Source organism: Rhodospirillaceae bacterium, from assembly GCA_016712715.1.
GTDB lineage: Bacteria > Pseudomonadota > Alphaproteobacteria > Dongiales > Dongiaceae > Dongia.
This window is the reverse complement of the sequence record JADJQM010000001.1, coordinates 308824-334217: the sequence shown is the minus strand read 5'-3', so window position 1 is coordinate 334217 and position 25394 is coordinate 308824. Positions and strand designations below refer to the sequence as shown.

General features: G+C 63.0%; 20 protein-coding genes and 4 pseudogenes. 12 read left to right on the top strand and 12 right to left on the bottom strand.

Going from position 1 to position 25394, the window contains the following annotated elements; all coding sequences use genetic code 11:
- Positions 1 to 50 precede the first annotated feature (50 nt).
- Positions 51 to 821 (bottom strand): triose-phosphate isomerase, encoded by a 771-nt coding sequence (locus tag IPK59_01695; protein MBK8157550.1) that lies wholly within the window; start codon positions 819 to 821, stop codon positions 51 to 53.
- A 188-nt stretch (positions 822 to 1009) separates the two neighbouring features.
- Between IPK59_01695 and IPK59_01690 the strand changes: the two genes are divergently transcribed.
- From IPK59_01690 to IPK59_01680, 3 genes and pseudogenes are all read left to right on the top strand, one after another.
- Entirely contained in the window at positions 1010 to 1957 is a 948-nt protein-coding gene (locus IPK59_01690) for a peptidylprolyl isomerase (protein ID MBK8157549.1), read from the top strand.
- A complete protein-coding gene (locus IPK59_01685; GenBank protein MBK8157548.1) occupies positions 1939 to 2898 on the top strand; it encodes a peptidyl-prolyl cis-trans isomerase in 960 nt (319 codons plus the stop codon). Before IPK59_01690 ends, IPK59_01685 begins: the two co-directional genes overlap by 19 nt.
- A gap of 42 nt (positions 2899 to 2940) precedes the next feature.
- Positions 2941 to 4454 (top strand): annotated as a pseudogene (locus IPK59_01680) (anthranilate synthase component I).
- Between the two features lie 80 nt (positions 4455 to 4534).
- Here the strand turns inward: IPK59_01680 and IPK59_01675 are convergent.
- Together IPK59_01675 and IPK59_01670 are read right to left on the bottom strand one after the other, a co-directional pair.
- On the bottom strand, positions 4535 to 5011 hold the full coding sequence (locus tag IPK59_01675) for a GNAT family N-acetyltransferase (protein ID MBK8157547.1): 477 nt from the start codon (positions 5009 to 5011) through the stop codon (positions 4535 to 4537).
- 59 nt (positions 5012 to 5070) lie between these two features.
- Positions 5071 to 5316 carry a divergent polysaccharide deacetylase family protein gene (locus tag IPK59_01670; GenBank protein MBK8157546.1) on the bottom strand — a complete coding sequence of 82 codons (246 nt, stop codon included), beginning with the start codon at positions 5314 to 5316 and terminating at the stop codon, positions 5071 to 5073.
- A 265-nt stretch (positions 5317 to 5581) separates the two neighbouring features.
- Here IPK59_01670 and IPK59_01665 point away from each other — a divergent pair, with 265 nt between their 5' ends.
- The gene (locus IPK59_01665) at positions 5582 to 5821 is read left to right on the top strand and encodes a hypothetical protein (GenBank protein ID MBK8157545.1); all 240 of its coding nucleotides are present in this window, start codon (positions 5582 to 5584) and stop codon (positions 5819 to 5821) included.
- A gap of 449 nt (positions 5822 to 6270) precedes the next feature.
- Here the strand turns inward: IPK59_01665 and IPK59_01660 are convergent, their stop codons facing one another.
- Together IPK59_01660 and IPK59_01655 are read right to left on the bottom strand one after the other, a co-directional pair.
- Positions 6271 to 7443: a cation-translocating P-type ATPase gene (locus IPK59_01660; GenBank protein ID MBK8157544.1), complete on the bottom strand. Its 1173-nt coding sequence runs from the start codon at positions 7441 to 7443 to the stop codon at positions 6271 to 6273.
- 101 nt (positions 7444 to 7544) lie between these two features.
- Positions 7545 to 8114, bottom strand: coding sequence for a hypothetical protein (locus tag IPK59_01655; GenBank protein ID MBK8157543.1), 570 nt, complete (start codon positions 8112 to 8114; stop codon positions 7545 to 7547).
- Between the two features lie 135 nt (positions 8115 to 8249).
- Here IPK59_01655 and IPK59_01650 point away from each other — a divergent pair, with 135 nt between their 5' ends.
- The 6 genes and pseudogenes from IPK59_01650 (at position 8250) to lexA (ending at position 13460) form a co-directional block, all read left to right on the top strand.
- A complete protein-coding gene (locus tag IPK59_01650) occupies positions 8250 to 8861 on the top strand; it encodes an aminodeoxychorismate/anthranilate synthase component II (GenBank protein ID MBK8157542.1) in 612 nt (203 codons plus the stop codon).
- A 5-nt stretch (positions 8862 to 8866) separates the two neighbouring features.
- Positions 8867 to 9902, top strand: a pseudogene (gene trpD, locus IPK59_01645) (anthranilate phosphoribosyltransferase).
- The gene (trpC, locus tag IPK59_01640; protein MBK8157541.1) at positions 9899 to 10726 is read left to right on the top strand and encodes an indole-3-glycerol phosphate synthase TrpC; all 828 of its coding nucleotides are present in this window, start codon (positions 9899 to 9901) and stop codon (positions 10724 to 10726) included. Before trpD ends, trpC begins: the two are co-directional and overlap by 4 nt.
- Before the next feature lies 1 nt (position 10727).
- Positions 10728 to 11204 (top strand): cyclic pyranopterin monophosphate synthase MoaC, encoded by a 477-nt coding sequence (gene moaC / locus IPK59_01635; protein ID MBK8157540.1) that lies wholly within the window; start codon positions 10728 to 10730, stop codon positions 11202 to 11204.
- Positions 11204 to 12415, top strand: a pseudogene (locus IPK59_01630) (molybdopterin molybdotransferase MoeA). The gene moaC and the pseudogene IPK59_01630 overlap by 1 nt, the downstream one beginning before the upstream one ends.
- Positions 12416 to 12719: 304 nt before the next feature.
- Entirely contained in the window at positions 12720 to 13460 is a 741-nt protein-coding gene (lexA, locus tag IPK59_01625) for a transcriptional repressor LexA (protein ID MBK8157539.1), read from the top strand.
- Here the strand turns inward: lexA and IPK59_01620 are convergent.
- Positions 13417 to 15360, bottom strand: a complete 1944-nt coding sequence (locus tag IPK59_01620; protein ID MBK8157538.1) for a ComEC/Rec2 family competence protein — start codon at positions 15358 to 15360, stop codon at positions 13417 to 13419. The genes lexA and IPK59_01620 overlap by 44 nt on opposite strands.
- 518 nt (positions 15361 to 15878) lie before the next feature.
- On the opposite strand from IPK59_01620, the pseudogene IPK59_01615 reads away from it, so the two are divergent.
- A pseudogene (locus tag IPK59_01615) lies at positions 15879 to 17271 on the top strand (glutamate--tRNA ligase).
- Positions 17272 to 17353: 82 nt separating this feature from the next.
- On the opposite strand, the gene gabD reads toward IPK59_01615, so the two are convergent.
- From gabD to IPK59_01585, 6 genes are all read right to left on the bottom strand, one after another.
- The gene (gabD, locus tag IPK59_01610; protein ID MBK8157537.1) at positions 17354 to 18841 is read right to left on the bottom strand and encodes an NADP-dependent succinate-semialdehyde dehydrogenase; all 1488 of its coding nucleotides are present in this window, start codon (positions 18839 to 18841) and stop codon (positions 17354 to 17356) included.
- 122 nt (positions 18842 to 18963) lie between these two features.
- On the bottom strand, positions 18964 to 19743 hold the full coding sequence (locus tag IPK59_01605; protein ID MBK8157536.1) for a GNAT family N-acetyltransferase: 780 nt from the start codon (positions 19741 to 19743) through the stop codon (positions 18964 to 18966).
- Positions 19740 to 20990, bottom strand: coding sequence for an FAD-dependent oxidoreductase (locus IPK59_01600; protein MBK8157535.1), 1251 nt, complete (start codon positions 20988 to 20990; stop codon positions 19740 to 19742). Before IPK59_01600 ends, IPK59_01605 begins: the two co-directional genes overlap by 4 nt.
- Positions 20977 to 21813 carry a presqualene diphosphate synthase HpnD gene (gene hpnD / locus IPK59_01595; protein MBK8157534.1) on the bottom strand — a complete coding sequence of 279 codons (837 nt, stop codon included), beginning with the start codon at positions 21811 to 21813 and terminating at the stop codon, positions 20977 to 20979. The genes IPK59_01600 and hpnD overlap by 14 nt, the downstream gene beginning before the upstream one ends.
- Complete coding sequence (locus tag IPK59_01590) at positions 21810 to 22658, bottom strand: squalene/phytoene synthase family protein (protein MBK8157533.1); 849 nt, start codon at positions 22656 to 22658, stop codon at positions 21810 to 21812. The genes hpnD and IPK59_01590 overlap by 4 nt, the downstream gene beginning before the upstream one ends.
- Positions 22655 to 23866 (bottom strand): glycosyltransferase, encoded by a 1212-nt coding sequence (locus IPK59_01585; GenBank protein MBK8157532.1) that lies wholly within the window; start codon positions 23864 to 23866, stop codon positions 22655 to 22657. Before IPK59_01585 ends, IPK59_01590 begins: the two co-directional genes overlap by 4 nt.
- A 291-nt stretch (positions 23867 to 24157) precedes the next feature.
- Between IPK59_01585 and IPK59_01580 the strand changes: the two genes are divergently transcribed.
- The gene (locus IPK59_01580) at positions 24158 to 25375 is read left to right on the top strand and encodes a PAS domain-containing sensor histidine kinase (GenBank protein ID MBK8157531.1); all 1218 of its coding nucleotides are present in this window, start codon (positions 24158 to 24160) and stop codon (positions 25373 to 25375) included.
- The last annotated feature ends 19 nt before the right edge of the window (positions 25376 to 25394 follow it).

Below are 25394 nucleotides of genomic sequence, written 5' to 3'. Positions count from 1 at the left end.
GGTTTTCGATCGGAATGGCCAGCGCCAAATTCACCACCCCGCTGCCATGGCTAGGTTGCGCTTTTGGCTGCCCCCTCGGCAATGGCCCAGAAATCCTCAGCTTTCAGGCTGGCACCACCGACCAAGGCGCCATTTACCTCCGGCACCGCCATCAGCTCGGCGGCGTTCGAGGGCTTCACGGAACCACCATATAGGATGCGCATCCCTGCCCCGCCAGGGACTCGGGCAACCAGCAAACCACGGATATGCTGATGCATGGCTTCGACATCCCCGGCCGTCGGGGTCTTGCCGGTGCCGATCGCCCAGACCGGTTCATAGGCGATCACGATATTCTCCGCCCCGGCGCCTGCCGGAAGCGATTCAATGATTTGATTTTCAACGACTTTCTTCTCCTGCCCCGCGTCGCGCTGCGCTTCTGTCTCACCCACGCAGATGACAGCGGTGAGGCCAGCCGCAAGGGCTGCCTTGGCTTTTGCAGCGACCAGGGCGGAACTCTCGCCGTGATCGGCCCGGCGCTCCGAATGCCCCAGCAGGACAAAGCGGCAGCCGAGGTCGCCCAGCATCGCAGCCGAGACGTCGCCGGTATGGGCTCCGGACGTGGCGGTATGGCAGTCCTGCCCGCCGAGGGCCATTCCCGTTCCGCCCAGCAGGCCGTTCACGGTCACCAGATAGGAGGAAGGCGGACAAAGCAGCAGATCCACCTTCAGCCCGGCGGCGCGATGACGGGCGGCGATATCCCCGACCAGGGCCGTGGCCATGGCAAGGCTGCCGTTCATTTTCCAGTTGCCCGCCACGAGCGGTCGAATACCCGGTGTGGTCATGAGGTCGCTTGCCTTCTTTATTCGAGGATGTGGCCGTATATCATGCTGGCGCGGACCCCGCCAATGTGGCGGATTCCGGGCCTTGCCCCACCCCTGGGGGGTCCCTATGATGCGCGCCGCCCCGAAATGGGGCCTATCATCAAGGCCGGATACATTTTTCCGGCGCAGAAACAGGTCAGTCGGGGTCCATGCTCAGTTCTATTCGCAAACATTCGCGCTCTTGGGTCGTCAAAGCGCTGTTCGCTTTATTGATCGCGGCGTTTGCCGGGTGGGGCATTGGCGCAGATATGTTCTCGGGCGCCCGGACCGCCCGGCCGATCCTCAAGATCGGCAAGAACTTCGAATACACGGCGGTCGATTTCGACCGCGAACTGAAGCTGTCGCTGCAACGCCTCTCCCAGATCCAGGGCGTCCAGGTGACGCCGCAGATGTTTGCGGATTTTGGCGGCGCGCAGCGCCTGGTCGACCAGGCTGAAAGCAAGGGCCTGCTCCAGGCCTATGGTGAAAAGCTGGGGATCGACGTGCCGCAACAGGCAGCGGTCCAGATGATCGAGAGCGACCCCGATTTCGCCAACCAGACCGGCCAGTTCGATCGCGCGCGCTTTGAGTACGTCCTGCGTCAGCTGGGCCAGAGCGAAGCGCAATATGTCGAGACGATCCGCGGCCAGTTACGCGCCAACCAAATCCTCGTCGCCCTGATGGGCGCCGTTCAGGCGCCCGAACCGCTCGTGCGTGCCGTGTACCACTTTACCCAGGAGCAACGCAGCGCGGAACTATTGGTCATCCCGACGGCCAGCATCACCGATGCCGGCACCCCGGACGACGCAACCCTCAAGACATGGCACGAGGAGCACGCCAGCAACTACCAGGCGCCGGAATACCGCGCCGCGCTCTTGCTGCAGATGACGCCCTCCGACTTCGTTCAGGATGTGTCCGTGTCCGACGAGGAGATTCAGCAGGATTATGACGCCCGCCAGGCCGAGTTCTCGACGCCTGAAATTCGCGATGTCGAGCAAGTCGTTGTCAGGATCAGGCCGTTGCAGATGCCATCATCGCCGGGACCAAGGGCGGCAAGCTGTTCGCCGAGGCCGTCAAGGAAGCAACCGGCGGGGAGCCCGTGGCACTTGGCCAGGTGACGAAGGAAAAGCTGCCGGCCGACATCGCGGACCAGGTCTTTGCTCTGCCCGCTGACGGTGTCTCCAATGCTCTCAAGAGTCCCTTCGGCCTGCACGTGGTCCATGTTCAAAGTGTCATTCCCGGTTCGACCAGGACCCTCGATGAAGTGAAGGGTGAAATCCGCAATACTCTGGCGCTGGGTCGCGCGGCCGACGCCATGGAATCAGTACGCGAACAGCTCCAGGACGAACTGGCCGGCGGTGCATCGCTTGAGGATGCTGCCGCCAAGCTGCAATTGCGACTGCAAAAGCTCGATGCGATCGATGCGACGGGCAAGGATCTGTCCGGCACCGATCTCGGCATTGCGGCCGATGCTGTCGGCCTCATCTTCAGTACGGAACCCGGGGAACCTGGCGATATCACCGGGCTGAACGACGGCTCCTATGCCATCGTCCAGGTGACCTCGATAACCCCCCCAGCCGTGAAGCCACTTGATCAAGTGAAGGACCAGGTGGCTCAGGACTGGCTCGCTGCCAGGCAGACCGAGCTGGCCCAGGCCAAGGCGGCAACAATTGTCGAGAAGATGAAGACCGCCGGTGACCTTGCCGCCGAAGCGGCGGCGCAAGGCCTTGCGCTGACCGTGAGCAAGCCTTTCTTCCGCAGTGAAGGTGACAGCGAGAACGGCGTCAATCCGGGACTGGCCCAGGCCCTGTTCAAGTTGAAGGTGGGCGAATTCACCATCGGCAATGGACCGGATGGACCGATCGTGGCGCGCCTGACGGACATCACGCCCGCAGATCCGGAGACTCACGTCGACGATATCAAGCAGCTGTCGGAACGCGTTGCACAGTCATTGGCGGGCGATGTTCAGCAGCAGTTCTTCGACGCCCTGAAGACCGAGATTCCCGTCGAGCGCGATGACGAGCAGTGGCGAAAGCTGATCGAGCAGCCAGACCAATAGGCTCAGCATTGTCGCGGTATCGATGAGGGCGAGATATCGATCATGAAAGTGGAACCGGAATTTGAACGATTTGCGACCGGTCATGAGGCCGGGCGACCGCAGCTCGTCTGGACGCGACTGATCGCCGATCTCGAGACGACCATTTCGGTCATGCTCAAACTTGCCGATGGCCGAACCAACTCCTTCCTGCTGGAATCCGTCGAAGGTGGTGCCGTACGTGGCCGCTACTCGATCATTGGCCTGAAGCCGGACGTGATCTGGCGTTGTCGCGGGAACGCGGCCGAGATCAATCGCAATGCCCGCTTCGAGCCGGAGAAGTTCACCCGGAACCCTCTCCATCCCTGCAGTCCCTGCGCGCCTTAGTCAAGGAGAGCCGCATCGACGTCCCGGCCGGCCTGCCGCCGATGGCATCTGGCCTGTTCGGTTATCTCGGGTATGACATGGTTCGCCAGGTCGAGAAGCTCCCTGCACTCAAGCCGGACAATCTTGGCCTTCACGACAGCATCTTCCTGCGACCGACACTCATCGCCATCTTCGACAATGTCGAAGACTCGCTCACCATTGTGACGCCAGTCTGGAACAAAGACGGCCTCAACGCCCGCGCCGCCTACAACCAGGCGCTGGAACGGTTGAATGATATCGTCGCCGATCTCGATCGCGCCTTGCCGCAACAGGCAGGCGCTATCGATCTCGCCGATCTGCCGGAACCGCGCTCGAACATTACTCGCGACTATTTCGGCGACATGGTCGACAAGGCCAAGGAATACATCCTGGCCGGCGACATCTTCCAGGTGGTCCTGTCGCAGCGCTTCTCGCTGCCTTTCAAGCTGCCGCCCTTCGCCCTCTATCGCTCGCTGCGGCGCCTCAACCCTTCACCCTTTTTGTTCTTCCTCGATTTCGGGGGCTTCACAATCATTGGCTCCAGCCCGGAGATCCTCGTGCGATTGCGCGACGACAAGGTCACCATCCGACCCATCGCTGGCACCAGGCCGCGCGGTAAGACGCCGGAAGAAGACAAGTCCAATGCCGCCAGCTTGCTGGCGGACGAGAAGGAACTGTCCGAGCATCTCATGCTGCTTGATCTTGGCCGCAATGATGTCGGCCGCGTCGCCGCCATCGGCTCGGTCAAGGTGACCGAGAAGTTCCAGATCGAGAATTACAGCCACGTCATGCACATCGTCTCCAACGTGGAGGGTAAGATCGACGCGAAATGCGACGCCATGGACGCGTTGATGGCTGGCTTCCCGGCCGGCACCGTGTCTGGCGCGCCCAAGGTCCGCGCGATGGAGATCATCGAGGAATTGGAGCCGGAACGCCGCGGTGTCTATGGCGGCGCCATCGGTTACTTCGCGGCCGACGGGTCGATGGATACCTGCATTGCCTTGCGGACGACGGTCATCAAGGACGGCACCATGTACGTCCAGGCCGGTGCGGGCATCGTCAATGATTCCGTGGCCGAAAGCGAGTTCCAGGAGTGCCATCACAAGGCGCGGGCATTGGTCCGCGCCGCCCAAGAGGCAGTTCTGTTCGCACAAAGCGGCAGCCGGAACAGGTAGACGCCACCGGCGCGATACACTGGCTCTTGCCAGCCAGGATTGGTGCGCTTTTTGATCGAGGCTAGCCCGCGCGTAATTGGTCAGCCGCCCTCGGAGTTCTCGAAGGGATCGTGCGGCAGCAGTTCCATCTCAAAGCACTGCTCGCGCATTTTCGGTCCCCAGGTTTCAGCATCCTGCTCTTCCTTCAGCTTGAAGCCAGCCTGTTCATAAAGCCGGCGCGCGGAATCCAGGCCGGCAAAAGTATAGAGGTAGATGCGGTGATAGCCGCGCTCGCGGCAAAAGCCGAGCGCCCGATCGAGCAGCTGCTTGCCAAGGCCCGTGCGCTGGGCCTCGGGTGACACGATGAACCAGCGCAGATGCGCCCCCCTGCCCGCGTAATCGGCGCCGTCTATGACGATCGAACCGAGAAATCTCTCGTCAGGACGCTTGGCCACGAACAGCAGATCCTGATCCGGATTCATGTTCAGGATGAAACCTGCCAAATCTGCCGCGACCTTGGCTCCCAAATTTTGCGCCGAAGGACCAAGTTTGAGCGTAATAGCGCGCATGCGCACCAAGGATATCGGCGATCACGCCCGGATAGTAGTGGTTGTCAAATCGCATCTGGCACTCCTCTTTATCCTGCAACACCCTCGCGCTTCTTGATGATGGTGGTCAAGGGAACTATGGCAAAGCCACGTTCCCTGGCACCCAGCAACCAGCGCTTGAGGACGGCGATGGTGGCTGGATGGGGGTGGCCGATCGCCACTGCGTAGCCCTGCTTGCGCGCGATCGCTTCGGCCTCGGCCAGTTGCCGGGCGACGCCAGCCTCGCTGATCTGGTCGTCCAGAAAAACATCCCGCGCGATATGGACGACACCCATTTCCGCCGCCAGCCTGTCGCCGGCGCTGCCGGCAATCGTCTTCGGTCCAGGAACAGCAGCCCACGGTCTTCGCCTCGGCGAGGACGACGCGCATCCCCTCCGTGTCCTGCGTAAAGCGGCTGCCCATATGATTGTTGAAACCTACATACCCAGTGAGCCTGCCAAGCCCCCAATCCACCCGCCGCCTGATTTCCGCCGGGTCCATCCCGACCAGCAAGGCATTGGGCCCGGGGTTGATCGCTTCATCCATCGGCTGCATCGGCATATGGACCATGATCTCATGCCCCTTGGCCTGCGCCTTGCGCGCCAGCCCGGCAGCATTCTCCGCATAGGTCATGATCGAGAGCACTATCGGTGCCGGCAGGTCGAGCGCCATCTCGGCATGTTGCGGCGCCACGCCGACATCGTCGAGGATTACGGCAATCATCGGCAGGTCGCCCGGATTTCGTGCCGCCACGGAATTCTGCAGCCACAGGGGCAGGTCATGCTGGCCTTCTGGCGCTGAGGGCAGGGCCGCCTCCTGCGACGCATCTGGAATTTGCTCGGCCGGTGGCGGCGTCACAATCTGGGCCGATTGGTGCGCGCCCTCCTCCGCAATCGCCGGTTCGGCGTCGCTGGCCGCCTGCAATTGCGGTGGCGGCGCTGCGGGCTTGGGTTCAACGATCGCCGGGCCTTGCTCGGCGAGCTTCGCCGGTGATGGACTTTCCTCCTTCTTCGCCACAACAGGCGCCTGATCCTGGAACCTGCTCAGCAAGGGAGGCGCCAATTGCATCAGCACCACGCCAATGCCAAAACCCAGGGCGATGCCGATCGCAAAGAGCGTCACGCCTGACGGCAGGAGCGCGGCGATCGATCTGAGCACGCGCAAGCTACCGCCGCCACGCAAAGCCGATCGTGCTCGTCTTGGTGCGCGTGGGGCTTTGGGCTTGGCAGGTTTCTTTCGTTTAGCCATCACTACTCCTCGTCGACCTCATTAGCGGTCATCGGCATGGCACGCAAGCCGAGCGAGGACATAGCAAGCAACAGGACGATTGCGACCTCATAGCTGCCAAGGTCACTGCGCGACCCCAGATACTGCGGCAAAAATGCAAAGATCGCCGCCGCCGCAAAGGCGATGAGCAGGTTTGTCAGAACCAGTTGGCGATGGCGCCCGGCCAGCTGCAGCAGATCGACGATGATGCGCGGGTCATGCCGCGTCGTGGCCAGAGCGCTCATCGGCACCTGCTCCATGATTCGACGGCCGAATGGCAGGACAGTATCACTTTCGGTCAATCCTGCAGGAAGCTCATCCGCCGTCACCAGGAGCAGGGGGCCATGCTGCCTGCGCAGTTCCTCAAGGCTCTTGGCGATTTCCTCCGGTTGCTCCGAGAGCAGCTTTCCGATCTTGAGATGCTTGCCCAGCGCCACATGGCCGGCATCATCTGGCCGCGCTATCCACGCCGTGCAGAAGCCGAGGTTGTTCAGGTTTCTAACGGTCTCGACAGCGCCACTGACCGATGGCGCGCCGAACGAAATGAAGCCGATGACTCGCGGTACCGGCGTCATCTCTGCGACCCAGCGCAACCGGCGCCCTTGGCTGGTCGCAAGATTGGCCGCCTGGTCGAGGGGCGCGCAACTTGCACCGCGACCTTCCACAAAGCGCCTGGTGCCGATGAGAATCTCCTGACGCTCGACCCAGGCACTGCAGCCCTGCCCCAGGCTGCTATGGTAGGAGGTCGCCGGTTTCAGGCGCATGCGGTAGCCCACGGCAAAGTCGAGCACGGCCATGCCCCAAGGATCGTGCCCCGCCTGGGCAACGGCCGCGGCACGTCGAATAAGATCGGTTCCCGCGACGCCATCGACGCACTGGGCCGAGATGACCCGCAACCGGTCCGGCACCAGCACCCCGCGATGCCCGATGACGACAGCCCCGACGCGTCGCAAGCGGTCAAGAATGGCGAGATCGCGGATTTCAATGCCAAGGCGCCGCGCAGCTCCCAGCACTTCCGACGCCGGTGCGGCCATCACCAGACCCAGCGCCAATGGTGTCGCCAGGGCGACTGTGTGCAGAATTTGCACGACGATATCGTCGCCAGCACCACTTCGCCACAAGTGCCAAACGACGCTGCCAAGAGCAATGAGCAACATGGCGCGGGCGATCCAATTCACCAACGCCGCAAGATTGTCCAGAATTGGCTGCTGCCTTCGTTGCGCAGGATGCGCAGCCGCCTCCTCGATGACCTCCACGGTCAGCGCGCCGTCACCATTGCGGCACCGGCATGAATGCGCGCGCCGGCCTTGACGACAATCGGAAAGACATCGTCGCTGCCAACCGGGTCCTGCACCTCGCTTGAGCCATCGCACACAATTCCATCGCAGGGGATGAAGGTTCCGGGCGCTATGACAATCCGACCCCTGGGGCGCGGCTTCAGTGGTATCAGGGCTGAGCGCCGGGCGCCGCGCAAGGCGATTTCGCCCAGCAAGGCAACTGCGACAATGCTGGCGCCGAAGGCCGCGTCCCGCCAGACCGTCAACATGGCCTGGCTGTTCGCTCCTGGTGGCAGGTAGCGGAAGCGCCAGAACGCGAGCGCCAGGCAGCACTCGCCCCAGCCACCCGCAAGGTATCGGTGTCGATGCGCAGACCAACGAGCTTGCCGAGCGCGCGGAGATAGAGGCGGCAGGCCGAGCCCCAGGCACCACGGCGCAAGGCCAGCGGCGCCCACATATGGCGGTACCGGTATCAGAGGCGACGCACCCCACCAATTGCCGGTCATTCCAAGGAGGACAAGCGGCGCCAGCAGCAGCGGCAAGCGCAGCATGTCGGTCACCGTTATCAGAGGTCCATCCCAGCCAGCCCATCTACTCCCGCCCAATTACCTTCGTCGGCCCGAATCTTCCGTTCCTGCGACACCCCTGCTAAACTCGCCCGACAATCGCGGGCGTGGATAACTAAGATGTTCATACTAATCGATAATTACGACAGCTTCACCTACAACCTGTACCATTATCTGGGTGAGTTGGGGGCGGAGATTGAAGTCTATCGCAATGACCAGATCTCGGTGGACGAGGTCATGGCCAAGGCACCGCAGGGAATCATCCTCTCCCCGGGTCCATGCGACCCCGACCGCGCCGGCATCTGCCTCGACCTCATCAAGACTGCTGCGGGCAAGATTCCGATCCTCGGCGTCTGCCTGGGACACCAGGCGATCGGGCAGGCCTTCGGCGGCAAGGTTGTCCGCGCCAACAAGCCGATGCACGGCAAGCTGTCCGACGTGACCCATCACAACAAGAGCGTGTTCCTCGACCTGCCGAACCATTTCGCCGCCACGCGCTATCATTCACTGATCGTCGACCGGGAGTCGCTCCCGGCCGAGCTTGAGATCACGGCAGAGACCGAAGACGGCACCATCATGGGGCTCGCCCATAAATCGCTGCCCATTGCTGGGGTGCAGTTTCATCCGGAGAGCATTGCCTCGGAACATGGCCACAAGCTGCTCGGCAACTTCCTTACTTCGGCTGGCATGAACAAGCTGAACACGCCGAATGGCGCAAAGGTCGTCCAGTGACCTCCATAACTGATCTCAAGGGGCTCATCGGCATCGTCGCCCAAGGCAAGTCATTGTCGCGCACGGAAGCCGAGACGGCGTTCAACATCATCATGACCGGCGAAGCGACGCCGACGCAGATCGGTGGCTTTCTCATGGCGCTCCGCGTGCGCGGCGAGACGGTGGATGAAATTACCGGCGCCGTCAGCGTGATGCGCGAGAAGATGACCCGCATCCAGGCGCCCCAGGGCTCGATCGACGTCTGTGGCACCGGCGGCGATGGCGCCGGCACGCTCAACATCTCGACGGCGGTCGCCTTCGTCTGCGCCGCCTGCAATGTCACCGTCGCCAGCCTGCAACAAGGCGGCCTCGTCGAAGAGTGGGGCTGCCGACATTCTGGCGGCACTCGGCGTCAACATCGATGCTGACATGGCGGTCCTTGAAAAGGCGCTCTTTGAGGTCGGTACCAGTTTCCTCTGGGCGCAGAAGCATCATAGCGCCATGCGCCATGTAGGCCCCAGTCGTGTCGAACTCGGCACCCGCACCATCTTCAACCTGATGGGGCCGATGTCCAATCCGGCCGGCGTGAAACGCCAGTTGATCGGCGTGTTCTCGCGTCAATGGCTAGTGCCGATGGCGGAGGCCCTGCGCTCGCTGGGCACCGAGTTCGCCTGGCTCGTGCATGGCAGCGACGGCCTCGATGAAATCACCACGACAGGCCCGACCCACGTTGTCGAGTTGCGGGATGGAAACCTGCGCCAGTTCGAGATCTCGCCCGAGCAATTCGATCTGCCGCGCGCCACCGCAAGTGAACTCAAGGGCGGCGATCCGGGCCAAAATGCCGAGGCTTTGCGCGCTCTCTTCGACGGTGCCGTGGGCCCCTATCGCGACATCGTGCGCATGAATGCGGCGGCGGCCCTGGTGGTGGCTGGCAAGGCGCAGGACATGGCGCAGGGCATGGACCTTGCGGCTGAGGCACTCGATTTCGGCCATGCCCGCGAAAAGCTCGATGCCCTCATCCGAGTCACGAATGCGACCGTCGAGGGGATCGCCACGTCATGAGCGATGTGCTGACCCGTATCTGCGACGACAAGCGCCGCCACATAGCCACGCGGGAAAAGGATGTTCCCTTGGCGGAGATGCGTGCCCGTGCCGAGGCAAGCCTCCAAAGCGATGCGCCGCGCGGCTTTCTGAAGCACCTTGAGCGCACCATCGATGCCGGGCATTTCGGCCTCATCGCCGAAATCAAGAAGGCATCCCCCTCCAAGGGTCTGATCCGTGCCGATTTTGATCCGGCGAGTTTGGCCAAGGCCTACAAGGATGGCGGCGCAACCTGCCTTTCCGTGCTGACGGATGAACCCTATTTCCAGGGGCATGATACCTATCTGCGCGCGGCAAGGGAGGCGGTCGACCTGCCAGCGCTGCGCAAGGATTTCATGCTGATGCCCTATCAGATCTATGAATCGCGGGCATTGGGCGCCGATTGCATCCTGCTGATCATGGCCTGCCTCGATGATGCCGAGGCAGACCAGCTCGAGACCCTCGCCTTCGACCTCGGCATGGACGTGCTGGTCGAGGTGCACGATGCCGGCGAGATGACGCGCGCCCTCAAGCTGAAGTCACGCCTCCTCGGCGTCAACAACCGCAACCCCGCAAGACCCTGGCGATTGACCTCGCCACCACCGGAACAACTGGCCGCCATGGCGCCAAAGGACCGGCTGCTGGTCGCCGAAAGCGGGCTCTACGCCACCGCCGACCTCGAACGCATGAACCGCGTCGGAGCCTCGATCTTCCTGGTCGGCGAGAGCCTGATGCGCCAGGCCGATGTCACGGCCGCGACCCGTGCCCTCCTCGGCGCCCGCGCGCCGCTCACCTCGGCCGCCTGACATGACCAACCTCACCCATTTCGACGAAGCCGGCAACGCCCGCATGGTCGACGTCTCCGACAAGGATGCGAGCGAACGCATGGCCACCGCCAAGGGCTCGGTCTATATGGCCCCGGCGACCCTGGCGCTCATCCGCGACCGTGGCGTCAAGAAGGGCGACGTGCTCACCGTCGCGCAACTGGCAGGCATCATGGGAGCCAAGCGCACACCCGATCTCATTCCGCTCTGCCATCCCCTGGCGCTCACCTCGGTCAAGGTCGAACTGGTGCTGGATGCCGCACGCAACGCCGTCGACATCACCGCCACCTGCAAACTGGTGGGCAAGACCGGGGTCGAGATGGAGGCGCTGACTGCCGTCTCTGTGGCCGCCCTCACCGTCTATGACATGGTGAAGGCCGCCGACAAAAGCATGCGCATCGGCGATATCCGCCTGGTCCACAAGAGCGGCGGCAAGTCCGGCACCTACGAGGCCGCCTGATGCTCTCGGTCGCCGAGTCCACGCAGCGCATCCCTGATGTCTTTGCGCCCCTCGCCGGCGAAGTAGTCGGCATCGATCGCGCCTTGGGTCGCGTGCTGGCAGTCCCGGTCGCGACGCGCCTCAGCCAACCGCCGTCCGCCGTCTCTGCCATGGATGGCTGCTGTCCACGCCGCCGACTTGGCGAAGCTTCCCGCACGCCTGACCGTCACCGGCACGGTTGCCGCCGGCACGACGCCGACCTTGACGCTCATGGCCGGCCAGGCGATGCGCATTTTCACCGGCGCCATTCTGCCGCAAGGCGCCGATACCATCGTCATCCAGGAAAACTGCGACCGCGATGGCGAGGTCGTTGTTGTGCGCGAAGGCTCGACGACCTTGGGCCAGCATGTACGGGCCGAAGGCAACGACTTCCGCCTCGGCGAGATCGGCATTGCCGCCGGTCGCCTGCTGAGCGCGCGCGACATTGCGCTCGCGGCGGCAATGAACTGGCCATCGCTCACCGTCACCCGCAGGCCGCGCATCGCCATCCTCTCGACCGGCGACGAATTGCAGCATCCAGGCGAGCCTTTGGGACCGGCACAGATCGTTGCGTCCAACGGGATCGGCTTGGCCGCCATGGTCATGGCCTGCGGCGGTGAGCCCATCAATCTCGGTATCGCCCGGGATACGATGGCGGATCTCAATCGAGCCCTCGACGGCGCCCGCGGTGCCGACATTCTCGTCACCACCGGCGGCTTCGTGGGAGAACTCGATCTCATCCAGCGGGCCTGAAGGACAAAGGGCGTAAGCTCGATTTCTGGAAGATCGCCATGCGGCCGGGCAAGCCGGTCATGTTCGGCGAACTCGGTGCGCTGCCGGTGCTGGGTTTGCCCGGCAATCCCGTTTCGGCGCTGGTCACCGCGACCCTCTTCCTACGCCCGGCAATCGATCGCCTGCTGGGGCGCGCAACAGAAACCGCCAGCCCTTCCGTCGCCAGGCTTGGCGTGGCACTGAAAGCCAACGATCAACGCCAGGATTATCTCCGCGCCACGCTGACCCGAGGTACGGATGGCAGCTTGATCGCCTCGCCCTTCCCCAAGCAGGACAGCGCCATGCTGTCCCTCATCGCCCGCGCCGACGCCCTCATCATCCGCCCGCCTCATGCACCGGCAGCGGAGGTCGGTGACCTGACGGGGATTCTGCCGCTCGATGGCGGATGTTTCAGCATCTGATCGGTTTGATGGAACCTACGCCTTCATACTGTTAGGTCGCGTTGTTCTACTTATAGTCGCTCTCCACATCAATTCTGTAACGACGGCCTCGAGAGGTGCGACACGGACGCCTGTGGGTAACCTCTTGACATTATCATGAACTAAACTAGAACATATGTAGCTGTTGATCGTTTGTTCCGCCCTATATGTCGGTCTGAAGCCAGGATCGCCGGGTGTATCGGGACAATCGATTGGTTCCTGGCCGGCCGCGACTCGGGTGCGGGGTGTGGGTCCGGTAGCATTCTTTTGAGGGGGTAGTGCGGGTATGCTGACGAGAAAACAGCGCGAATTGCTGCAGTTCATCCAGGACCGGCTCGGTGAGACCGGTGTGTCGCCCTCCTTCGACGAGATGAAGGATGCGCTTGGCCTGAAGTCGAAATCCGGCGTGCATCGCCTGATCACCGGCCTTGAGGAACGCGGCTTCATCCGGCGCCTGCCGCATCGTGCGCGGGCACTTGAAGTCATGCGCCTCGCCGAGGACCAGGTCGGCAGCAAAGTGAGCGCTGCTCCGGCGACGCCTGCCGCGGTCGACCGCGAACCCGCGCGTCGCGGCTTCACGCCCAGCGTCATTCATGGCGACTTCACACCCACTTTGCCAGGCGCCGTCGTGGCGCAGGCCGCACAGACCGTGCAATTGCCACTCTATGGCAAGATCGCCGCCGGTACCCCGATCGAGGCGCTGCGCGATCACAGCAACTCGGTCGATGTGCCGGCCGGCATGCTTGGCCGTGGCGAACATTACGCCCTCTCGGTCGAGGGCGATTCGATGATCGATGCCGGCATCCATGAGGGCGACACCGTCCTCATTGAACGCTGCGAGAATGCCGAGAACGGCACCATCGTCGTGGCACTGGTCGACAACAGCGAAGTCACCTTGAAGCGCCTGCGCCGCAAGGGCGATTCCATCGCGCTCGAACCCGCCAATCCCAGTCACAAGACTCGTATCTTCGGCCCGGACCGGGTCAAGATTCAGGGTCGTCTGATCGGCCTGATGCGTCAGTACTAGAATTGTCTTCCGCCGGCGCGGCCTCAACAGGCTGCGCCGGTTTTGGAAAGCGCCGCAGCGCCCAGGGCCTGTCGCCCACATCGGCCGCGCGCTGCACGGTGAAACTGCCGTCACCCTCAATCCAGATGGCATGCGTTCCATCCCGCCACAGATCGAAGAAGTCGATCACCCAATCCGCTGACCGGCAACCCGCCTCGATCGGCTCGAGGCTGATGACCAGTTTCGACGCCTGGCAGGCCGGAACCGCACCGGCTTCAGTCAAGGCGACCCCGACATAGCCCATGCGCGTATCGAACCGGCACCAATCCGCCGTGCAACTGTCACCCAGTTCCGTTTGCGGTTGGATGGCCGGCACAGCAAGACGCATGGAATCGATGCGGCGCTGATGGCTGTCGAGGGACGGCAGGATCACGGCGACCTGCGGAAAAGGCAGCCGTTTCTCCTGCGCATTGCGTCGCAGCCAGGTTTCCGCCTGGATCTTGGCGGCGCGGGTCGAACTGAACCGGTATTGCCCGTCCGCATCCATCACTGCCACCAGACGCTTGCTGCCGCCATCTGCATAGGCGAGCATGTCCGGCGGCCGCACGGTCAGGGGGGTGAGGCAGCCCAGCCCGAAAATCACCAGTCCCACCCACTTCCAGCGACCGATGATGAGGCACAGCCAGATGAGGCCGAAGCTCATCAGCAGCAGGCCGGTGATCGGCAAGGCTGGAATGAGCAGGACGGCGCCCGGCCAATCCGCCACCCAATGCGCGATCCAGATGATGAGGTCGCAGCCCCACCCCATCGCCTGCAGCGGCCAATGCTCCAGCCCGAACGGCATTGCGACGAGTGCCAGCACCGCAAGCGGCATGACCCAGAATCCGGTGATCGGCACCGCCAGCATGTTGGCCGCGATGCCATAGAGCGTCAGCCGGTCGAAGTGATAGGCGGCATAGGGCGCCGTCATCAAGCTGGCGATGAGGCTGGTGAGCATCAAGGTGCCGAGCCACACACCTGCCCGCTCGACCCCGCCGATGATGCGGCCCGTGACATCGGGCGCATCACGCCCGATCCGGCGCAGATTGGCAAACTTCACGCGTCCACCATCGAACACGCGGATAAGTCCAAGCACCGCGGCAAAGGACATCTGGAAACTGGCGCCGACCAGCGCGTCAGGTGCGATCAACAGGACGAGGATCGCGGCAAAGGCGATGACCCGCATCGAGATCGGCGATCGATCGAGCAGGATCGCGCAGAAGAAGACACCGGTCATCACCAGCACGCGTTGCGTCGGCACCGGCAGGCCGGCCAAACCCGCATAAAAGGCAGCCCCCGCCAGCGCCAGCACCGCCGCCCATTTCTTGATGTCGTAGCGCAGTGCTACCGGTGGCACGAGAGCCAACAACGCGCGCAGGCCGAAGAAGAAGATGCCGGCGGCAAGCCCGATATGCAGCCCCGAAATCGAGGTCAGATGCGCCAACCCCGAATCCCGCATCGCCTGCACATCATCGGCGCGCAAGGCCGTCTGGTTGCCGACGATGAGCGCCATGGCCATGCCGCCCGTTGCCCCCGGCAGTTCCACCTGGATGCGCCGCCCGATCGACAGGCGCAGGGAATCAAACCAGGCCAGCACCCCATCAACCGGCGCGAAACCGACTGCGCGTCCGTCGATCTTGACCGGCGGCTGCAGCGAGAAGCCAACCCCGCCCAACCGCTCGAAATAGGCCTGCCGGCGAAAGTCGAAGGCGCCCGGCGCCGCCGGTGGCGCCGGCGGCTGTAAATCGGCCTTTAGCTTGATCCAGTCGCCGATCAGCAGCGGCTCGCTCACTTTGGCAAGCTTGATGCGAACGCGCGCCGGCAGGTCCGCTGCGGCAAGCGGCCCGGCCTTTTCACTGCTGATCTCCAATTGGTCGAGCACCACCCGCAGGCTTCCCGGATAGAGCCGATCTCGACGATGCGCCCCGTGACCTCGGCAAATCTGATGTTCCGGGTCAGTTGCGGTGCTTCCACCCAATCAGTCCGCCAGGCAGCGACGGAGAAACCTGTCGCCGCTGCCAACATGCCTGCGAAAACCACCACCAGCAGCGGAAAGCGGCGCAAGCCAAAGACCGCCGTCAGTAAACCAACCATCGCCATGGGTCCGGAGCCATAGCGGTGGCTCGGCAGCAAGGCTGAAATAGATCCCGATCCCGCCACCAAGTGCCACCGGCCGCCCAGCCCGGCCAGTTGGGGCGCTGCGCGGCGACGAACTCTTCGATGTTCTGCAGGAGATCGGACGTGGTCATGCGGGCGCTATCTAGGTTGTACTCATTATGTACCATGTCGTATTAGTCGTGGAAAGAGCCAGCCTTGCGACGCACCGTCGAAGCATTGTCCGGTGGCGCCCGTTTCGTGCTAGAACCCACCGAAATCAACGTATCTTTCGGATTCCAGATCATGACCATCGTCACCCGTTTTGCCCCCTCGCCCACCGGATTTCTACATATCGGTGGCGCGCGCACCGCCCTCTTCAACTGGCTTTATGCCCGGCACCATGGCGGCATCTTCCATCTGCGCATCGAGGATACCGACCGAGTGCGTTCCACCGACGCCGCGATCGAGGCAATTATCGACGGGTTGAAATGGCTCGGCCTCAATTGGGATGGCGAGATCGTCTACCAGTTCGCCCGCGCGCCGCGTCATGCCGAGGTAGCCCAGCAGCTACTCGATTCCGGCAAGGCCTATCGCTGCTATTGCTCGGTCGAAGAGCTCGACGAGATGCGCAAGGCCGCGCAAGCCGCTGGCAAGCCGACGAAATATGATGGCCGCTGGCGCGATCGCGATCCCAAGGACGCACCAGCCGGCGTCAAGCCCGTCATCCGCATCAAGGCCCCCCTTGCCGGCGAGACCGTCGTGGTCGACGGCGTGCAGGGCGAAGTGCGCGTTGCCAACGAACAGCTCGATGACATGATCCTGCTGCGCTCGGACGGCACGCCCACCTATATGTTGTCGGTCGTGGTTGACGATCATGACATGAACATCACCCATGTCATTCGCGGCGACGACCACCTCACCAACACGTTTCGCCAGCGCATGATTTATGATTCGATGGGTTGGGACGCGCCGCATTTTAGCCATATCCCGCTCATCCACGGGCCGGACGGCGCCAAGCTCTCGAAACGCCACGGCGCCCTCGGCGTCGAGGCCTATCGCGACATGGGCTATTTGCCAGCCGCCCTGCGCAACTACCTGCTGCGCCTCGGCTGGGGTCATGGCGATGACGAGATCATCTCGACCCAGCAGGCGATCGAGTGGTTCGACCTCGGCGGCATCGGCCGCTCGCCCTCGCGCTTCGACTTCGCCAAGCTCGACAATCTCAACGGCCATTACATGCGCCAGGCCGACGATGCGGAACTCGCCAAGGGTGTCGCGGAAAAGCTCGGCAAGGTGAGTGATGCCGCTGCCTTGGCGCTCCTCACCCGCGCCATGCCCGGCCTCAAGAGTCGCGCCAAGAATTTGAAGGACCTAGCTGAGAATGCGGGCTTCTATGTTCAGGCGCGCCCATTGCCCTTCGCCGACAAAGCCAAGGCGATCCTGGTGGCGCCAGAGACAGTCGCGCTGATGCCCAAGATCATCGAGGCCTACTCGGCCGCCAATGACTGGCAGGCGGCAACACTCGAGGAGATGGCCCGCGGCGGCCGAGAGCACCGGCGTGAAGCTCGGTGCTGTCGCTCAGCCCTTGCGTGCGGCCCTCACCGGCTCGACCCAGTCACCCCCGATCTTCGAGGTGATGGAGATCCTCGGCAAAGATGAGGCCATGGCCCGCCTGGAAGAGACGCCCAGCGCTTGAGCCGGGCGCAGATCGTCGGACAGAGCAAAACCCCGCTCCATCAATCTGGAGCGGGGTTTCTGTTTGGTCTATGCCGCGGCGCTTAGATGCCGCCCATGCACATGTATTTGATCTCGAGGTAATCCTCGATGCCGTATTTCGACCCTTCGCGGCCGTTGCCGGATTCCTTTACGCCGCCGAACGGCGCCACTTCGCTCGAGATGATGCCGGTGTTGATGCCGACGATGCCGTATTCAACCGCCTCGGCCACACGCCAGACGCGGCCCATGTCGCGGGCGTAGAAGTAGGAGGCAAGGCCGAACTCGGTGTCGTTCGCCATCTTGATCACCTCTTCTTCCGTCTTGAAGCGGAAGAGCGGTGCCAGGGGCCCGAAGGTTTCTTCTTTCGCCACCGCCATCTGAGGGGTGACACCGGTGAGGATGGTGGGTTCGAAGAAGCTGCCGCCCAGCGCATGACGCTTGCCGCCGGCAGCGATCTTGGCACCCTTGCCGACCGCATCGGCGATATGTTCTTCGACCTTGGCAACCGCCTTCATGTCGATGAGCGGGCCCTGCTGGGTCTCGCCCTTCAAGCCGTCGCCGACCTTCATCTTGGCGACCGCCGCCTTCAGTTTTTCGGCAAAGGCGTCATAGACCGCATCCTGCACATAGATGCGGTTGGCGCAGACACAGGTCTGGCCGGTGTTGCGGAACTTCGACATCATGGCCCCTTCGACCGCCGCATCGAGATCGGCATCGTCGAACACGATGAAGGGCGCATTGCCGCCCAGTTCCATCGAGGTCTTCTTGACCGTGTCGGCGCACTGCTCGATCAGGATCTTGCCGATCTCGGTCGAGCCGGTGAAGGTCAGCTTGCGCACGATCGGATTGCTGGTCATCTCACCGCCGATGGCGGACGCCGAACCAGTCACCACGTTAAGGACGCCCGCCGGAATCCCAGCCCGCTCCGCCAGCACGGCAATCGCCAGCGTCGAGAACGGCGTCTGCGACGCAGGCTTCATCACGACCGGGCAACCTGCCGCCATCGCCGGGGCCGCCTTGCGCGTGCCCATGGCATTGGGGAAGTTCCACGGCGTGATCGCCGCGACAACGCCGACCGGCTCTTTGGTGACGACGATGCGCTTGTCACCCTGATGCGGCGGAATGATGTCGCCGTAAATGCGTTTCGCTTCCTCGGCGAACCATTCGATATAGGATGCGCCATAGGCGATCTCGCCCTTGGCCTCGGCCAGCGGTTTGCCCTGCTCGGCGGTGAGAATGATCGCCAGATCCTCCTGCGCCGCCATCATCAAGTTGAACCAGTTGCGCAGCAGGTTGGCGCGTTCCTTCGCCGTCTTCTTGCGCCAGGCACCCCAGGCGGCATTGGCCGCTTCGATCGCACGCTTGGTTTCGGCCGCACCCATGTTCGGGATCGTGCCGATCACTTCATTGGTGGCCGGGTTGGTGACCTCGATGGTCTTGCCGGAATCCGCATCGACCCACTGGCCGTTGATGTAGCATTGCTGCCGGAACAGGCCCTGGTCCTTGATCGGCAGGGTGAATTTCTGCGCTTTGACAGCGGCTTGGGTCATGATGAGAAATCCTCGTTGGTGTTGAATTTCGCTGGCGTGAATTTGGCCGGAGTATACGCGCCGACCCGCGCAATGAAAAGTATGCCCGCGGTGGTAGCCCACCGGCTAAAACCTTCGTGAATTCAAGGCTTTAAATCAAACTGGATACGCCGATCCACGACCCTGAATCCAAGCTGCTGATAGACGGTGTTGGCGGGCCCATTTTCAAGCGTGGTGGTAAGGTAGGCCCAATGATAACCCATCTGCCCCAATGTCTGCAGCAAGGCCCTGCCGCTTGCCTTGGCAAGCCCTCGGCCACGAGCAGCCGGTGCCGTCAGGAAATGCCCGATCAACGCCGTCCGCTGTTCGTCGCTGCGCGCCAGCGTGCCCGCGCTGGCGACTAGCGCTTCATTCTCGAAAATGCCGATGAAGGGCATCTCCAGCATATAGGGGGCGAACGCCGTCTCCGGATAATGCGTGCGATAGAATGCCGAGACGACGTTCAGATCTGCCGGGCTCAGGCGACGATAGTCTGTCCGGACATCCGTTACAGGCGAGAGCTCGAGGCCATAGACCAGCATCTCGCGGGCCTGGACCAGGCGCTGGCCGATCAGATTTCGATAGCGTTCCTCGTCACCCTGCGGTGCGTGGATCTCAACGGCACCACCCCACTGCGTGCACGCGACGATATCCGCATCCGCAATCTCGCCATAAGGCGAAAACACGGCAAGGTCACCGAAGCAGGCGCCGATGATGACACCCTGCCCCTCGCCACAGCGGCGCACCAGGCGGTTGTCGATACCGCGCGCAAGATCCGCTTCGCCGGAATGCCAATAGAAAGAGAGAACCTTGTCAGGACCAAGCAGGTCGACCACCGCCTTGCGCTCGGCGGAACCGAGCTCGGACAGTTTTTGAAAGCTCATTGGCTGAGGGCCGCCGCGGCGGTGAATCCGGATTGGATGGCGCCTTCAATCGTGGCTGGCCAGCCGGTGTCGGTCCAATCACCTGCCAAAGCGAGATTGCGCCACACTGTCTTGGCGCCGGGCCGGCGCCTCAGCTGTGCTGGCGTCGCAGCAAAGGTCGCGCGCTTTTCCTTCACCACCCGCACAATCGGCATCGGCATCGAGCCAAGCGACAGGGCCGCAGCCACATCGGACCACAGAAGGCGCGCAAGCTCATCGGCCGGCAGATCGATCGAGGCCTCGGCCGCCGAACTGGTGGTGGAGACAATGCCCGGCTTCACGAAGATCCATTCGGCAAGACCGCCGACCACGCCCAGGAAGCGCTGATCGCGTCTGTCGAGGTCGAGCTTGAAATGAGCATTCACGATGCCACGGAAACTGTCGGGCGCTGAGAGGCCCGGCAGCAGATCCGTGGCGACCGGCGCTGTAACGGCGAGTACGACCTGCTCACCGGGCTCAAGCGGGATCTGCGTCTTGCCGAAATCGAGGCCAACGATTTGATCATCGGCGAAACGCAGACCGCGCAAGCGATGGCCATAGAGAATCTCGGCACCCTTCGCCTGAAGCTGCGCGAGGGCTGGCTCGACCAGGCTCTCCGACAGGCCCTGATGCGGCATGAGCGGATGCAGGGCGGCACCACCTTGTCCGAACGTGTCGCGAAACAGGCGGCCCAGCAGTTTTGCCGACGCCTGCTCCGGCTCGGTATTGAGCGCTGCCACACAGAGCGGCGCCCACAGCCGGCGATAGGCGACCTTGCTTGTATCGAGGATATCCGTCACCACCGCATTCTCGCTGGCCCGCGCGAGGCGCTCGGCATCGAGATAGTCGAGCAGCGACGTGCCCTTCACGCGGCGGCTCGGCACCAGCAGCCACCAGGGAATCTGTCCCTCGGTCGGCCGCACCTGCCAGCGTTCATTGGTCGCAAGATCGACGAAGGGAAAGATCGCCTTGTCCTGCGTGGTGAACGTACCCTGCGCGCCGATTTCCGAAATATAGGCCATGGCGGCTAGATTGCCGCTCACCACCAGGTGATTGCCATTGTCGATGCGGCAGCCAAGCTCCGCGTCATCATAGGAGCGGCAGCGGCCGCCGGCCTGCTGCGCCGCCTCATAGAGCGTTACCTGCCAGCCGGCACGCACCAGCCGCGTCGCAGCGGCAAGCCCGGCAAGGCCCGCGCCGATGACATGGACGCGTTCAGAGGAAGCCATAGCGGATCGCCAGCCAGATCTTGCGCCATTTCGGCACCTTGATTTCCGTGGTGAAGTCGCGCCAGTCCCAGGCGATCAGGCGATCGAGCAGCGCGCCATAGACCGCACCCATGATCCGCGCCGGCCGCATCGGACCCTTGGCACATTGCCGCATGGCCGCGTCGGCCTTGGCGAAATGCTCCTTGGCGACGGCAGCGAGGTCTCGGCACACCAGGCGCAATTGCGGATGATGCCGGATCACCTCGAGATCGTCGTTGTCGACCCCGTGCTTCTTCAACAATTCGCGCGGCAGGTAGAGCCGGCCGCGAACGGCATCCTCGTCGATATCACGCAGGATATTGGTCAGTTGCAGCGCCCGGCCAAGATGATAGGCGACTTCGTCGGCAACTGGTTCCGTGGCACCAAAGGCCCGCACGGAAAGCCGCCCTACCGCCGACGCCACGCGGTCGCAATAGAGATCGAGTGTCGCCATGTCGGGCGCCTGGATCGTATCGGTGGCATCCATCTCCATGCCGTCGATCACCGCCAGGAAATCCTCGCGCCGCAATTTGAACTCGCGCATGGGAGTCAGCAGCGCCAGCGAGATCGGCCAGCCCGGCTGACCATCATAAAGGCGGTCGATCTCCGTGCGCCATGCCGCGAGGCGCAGCTGCTTATCCGGCTGCGGCGCTTCCTCATCGGCGATATCGTCGACCTCGCGGCAGAAGGCATAGATGGCGAACATCGCCTCGCGCCGCGCTTCCGGCAGAAGTCGCATCGCCGAATAGAAGGAGGTGCCCGAGGCCTTGACCTTGTCGGCGATTTCTTGCGTGCCGCTCGTCATCGTTTCTTCGCCACCAGGGACCACAGCACACCTTCGATCAGCGCCGTCGCAAAGAACAGCTTGGTTGGTTTGACCCGTTCGGCCAGCGGATCATGCCGGCGCAATTGCGCGATCATCTTGTCGGCCAGGCGCACGATCGTGGCAGATTCGGCCCGCAGGCGGAAATCCTTCAGCTGCCCCGGCAGGCGGCGCGCCTCAATCATCAGCACCTCCGTCCTGTCGAGGAGTTCGTTGAGGCATTTGCGCAAACCAGCGCTGGCCGCCTTCCCGGAGAGATGCCGCGTATCGGCGCCGGCCGCAGACAGATAATCCTGCGGCACATAGACCCGGTCCATCTCCAGATAGTCGACACCGCAATCCTGCAGATGGTTGATGACCTGAAGTGCCGCGCAGAGCGCGTCGGAGGACCGCGCGCTGCAGCCGGTTCGCCGTGGAGGTCCAGCAACTGGCGGCCGACCGGCGCTGCCGAATAGCGGCAAGGTCATCAGCTCGTCCCAGCTCGCATAGCGTTGCTTGGTCGCATCCATGCGGAAGGCGACCAGAAGTTCGGTGGAATTGATCGGCGCCACGTGGGTTGTCGCGAGCGACCGGCGCAGATCCGACGCCGCCGGAATATCCTCGCGCACCGGATCCAGCAGCGCTGCTTGCATCATATCCAGCCGCGCCACTTTCTCGTCGGGCGACAATGTGGGATTATCGGCGATATCGTCACCCATGCGCGCGAAGCGATAAAAGGCATGCACATGGGGTCGCAGATCGGCACGGATCAGCGCCGAGCCGACCGGGAAATTCTCGGTGCTGGCGTTCTTGCCCGATGGCGTCGCGATCTCGCCGGCGGTACTCACGCAGCCCCCTTGGCGTCGTGGCCACCCTTGGCATGCTTCACATTCTCGGCCTGTGCCCGACCCTTCCATTGTCCGCCTTTGCCGCGCCAATAGCGCCAGGCCGAGGCAATCGTCGCCAGCGTATAGTAGCCGGCAACCAGCGGCAGGAATGGCGCCCACAACGGCGAGCGCTGGTAATTGGCGAGCGTGGGCAGATAGGCAAAGACCATCATGGCCCAGGCGATGATGCCGAGCGGCCGGATGCCGGGATCGCTGCTGATCGTGAGCAGCGGCGGCAGCAGATAGGTCAGCACCATGCCCAGCACCGATCCGATCAACAACAGGGTCGAATGGTTTAGCTGGGTGAAGGCCGAGCGTGCGATGAGGTTCCAGATATCGCTCCAGGCCGGATAGCCGCGCAAGGATGAGACATTGCCGGCCAGGCCGAGCCAGATTGGTCCCGTCTTCTTGATGGCGCGGCCTAACGCACAATCATCTATCAGCGCACCACGGATGGCGGCGATGCCGCCGATCTCCTTCAGCGCCGATGCCCGGACCAGCATGCAGCCACCGGCAGCAGCGCCGAGCTTGTGCTTAGGATCGCACACCCAGGCAAAGGGATAGAGTTTCTGGAAGAAGAAGATATAGGCAGGGATCAGCGCCTTCTCGGCGAAGGTATCCGTGCGCAACCGCGCCATCAGCGAGACGAGCTTGAACCGTCCCCGCTCCGCCCGTGCCACCAGCGATATGAGGCTGTCCGGCGCATGCAGGATATCTGCATCGGTCAACAGCACATACTTTGCCTTGGGCGCCACGCGCTGCGCCTCGGCCAGACCCTGGTGAACCGCCCATAACTTGCCGGTCCAGCCGGCGGCCAGTTTTTTGCCGGCGACGAGGCGGAAGCGATGCGGAGAACCGGCTGCGATAGCCGCCCGTGCGGCCTCGGTCGCCTCATGGCCCGTCCCGTCGGCGCTGTTATCGTCGACCAGGACGACAGTCACCGGGCCTGTATAATTTTGTCCAAGAAGCGCACGGACGACGTCACCCACGACCCCGGCCTCATCCCGTGCCGGCACGATGACCGCGATCTCGGGTGCCGATGAACCGCAGGCATCTGCGGCTGGCGAAGAAGCGTCCGGCCGCTCACGCCAGAAGGCCCCCCGGAACAGCAGCATATAAAGCCATATGCCGGCCGGAACCCCGGCCAATGCGATGAAGATCTCCGACATGCGGTTCCTATAGCCGGAACCCCGCTGCCACACCACCCCCTAGGACCATCTTCAACCCCGCCGAAGCAAGATTTTTGCCGACAAACAACGCCCTAAAACTCTGATTCTAAATATTTGATGGTGCGGCAGCAGCTCGACCCGCCCTGGCGGCTGCGATAGTCCCTTGCGCCATTCCACAAACTCACCAATGATTATCAGCAGGGGCGATGGCCGCTGGGGCAAAGCAGTGGTCCAAACAACTGGCGGGAACTGGCGCGAAGCCGATTTCATGCCGGTGGGAGGACACGTAGCTTGACCAACCACAAGCCACAGAATCCGTCCCGCGTCTTCCAGCCTCTGGACGTGATCGTCACAGAGCCCACCTCTATCAGATCCCTCGCGTCCTCCGCCGGATCTCATGTCGAGGCAGCATCTGTCGATATTGGCATATCGCCGGACCCCCTCCTCAGTCTGCAGCCCAACGGGACCATCCTCAGCGTGAACCAACGTGCGGCAGATATGTTCAGCTGCCACGCCAGATTGATGACGGGGGCCCATATCGGCGCCTTCCTTGAGGGTCTTTCCGCCCCTGGCGAAAGGCCTTCCATCGAAAGGCTCATCTCGGCCCTCTTAGTCGGCGACGGCACACCGATTGAGACCATCGCCCACAAGCTCAACGGCAGCAGCCTGCCGATCGAAATCACCTCGGCCGTCGTGAACCAGGAAGGCAAGTCCGTCGTCGTCGCGGCCCTGCGCGATATCACGCATCGCAAGCACAACGAAGTTGCCCTCACTACGGCAAAGGAGAGTGCCGAACGGGCCAACGTGGCCAAGCTGGAATTTCTCAGCCAGCTCTCTCATGAACTGCGCACCCCGCTCGCCGCCGCCATCGGCTTTGCCGAGGTGATGCGTGACGAGATGTTCGGCCCTCTCGGCATCAAGCTCTACCAGACCTATGCCGCGGATATCTGCAAAAGCGGTCGGCAATTGGCCGATGTGGTTGAACGCATCATCGACGTGACCCGGCTCGAAGGCCGCATGGCCCTGGCCCATACTCGGATGGCCGATCTGGGTGAGATCGTCGAACGTGTCATGGAGCATTACGCGGCCGCTGCGGCGATCCAGGGGATCCGCATGACGCACAATCTGCGACGCGGTAGCATCCCTGTTGTACTCGACGACGACACGCTCGAAAAAATGATCGGCCATGTGGTCGACAATGCGATCACCTACAACCGGTTCGGTGGCAAAGTCGAGATAGCCGCATCGATCGAGGCCAATGACGATAGCGATGTTCGTCAGGTGCTGATGACCGTGACAGATAACGGCCCCGGCTTCTCGACCGAGCAGTTGAAGACCCTGCAGACAGCGCTCGATACCAACCAGCACATCAACAATGGCGGCTTTGCGCTCTGCAGCGCCTTCCTGCACCTGATCGGCGGGCATCTCTCCATCTGCAGCGCGCCCAACCTGGGCACGACCGTGACGCTCACCTTCCCGCAACGTTACGATGGTCGCTGGCATCCCTGACACAAGAAGGGCCCCGTTG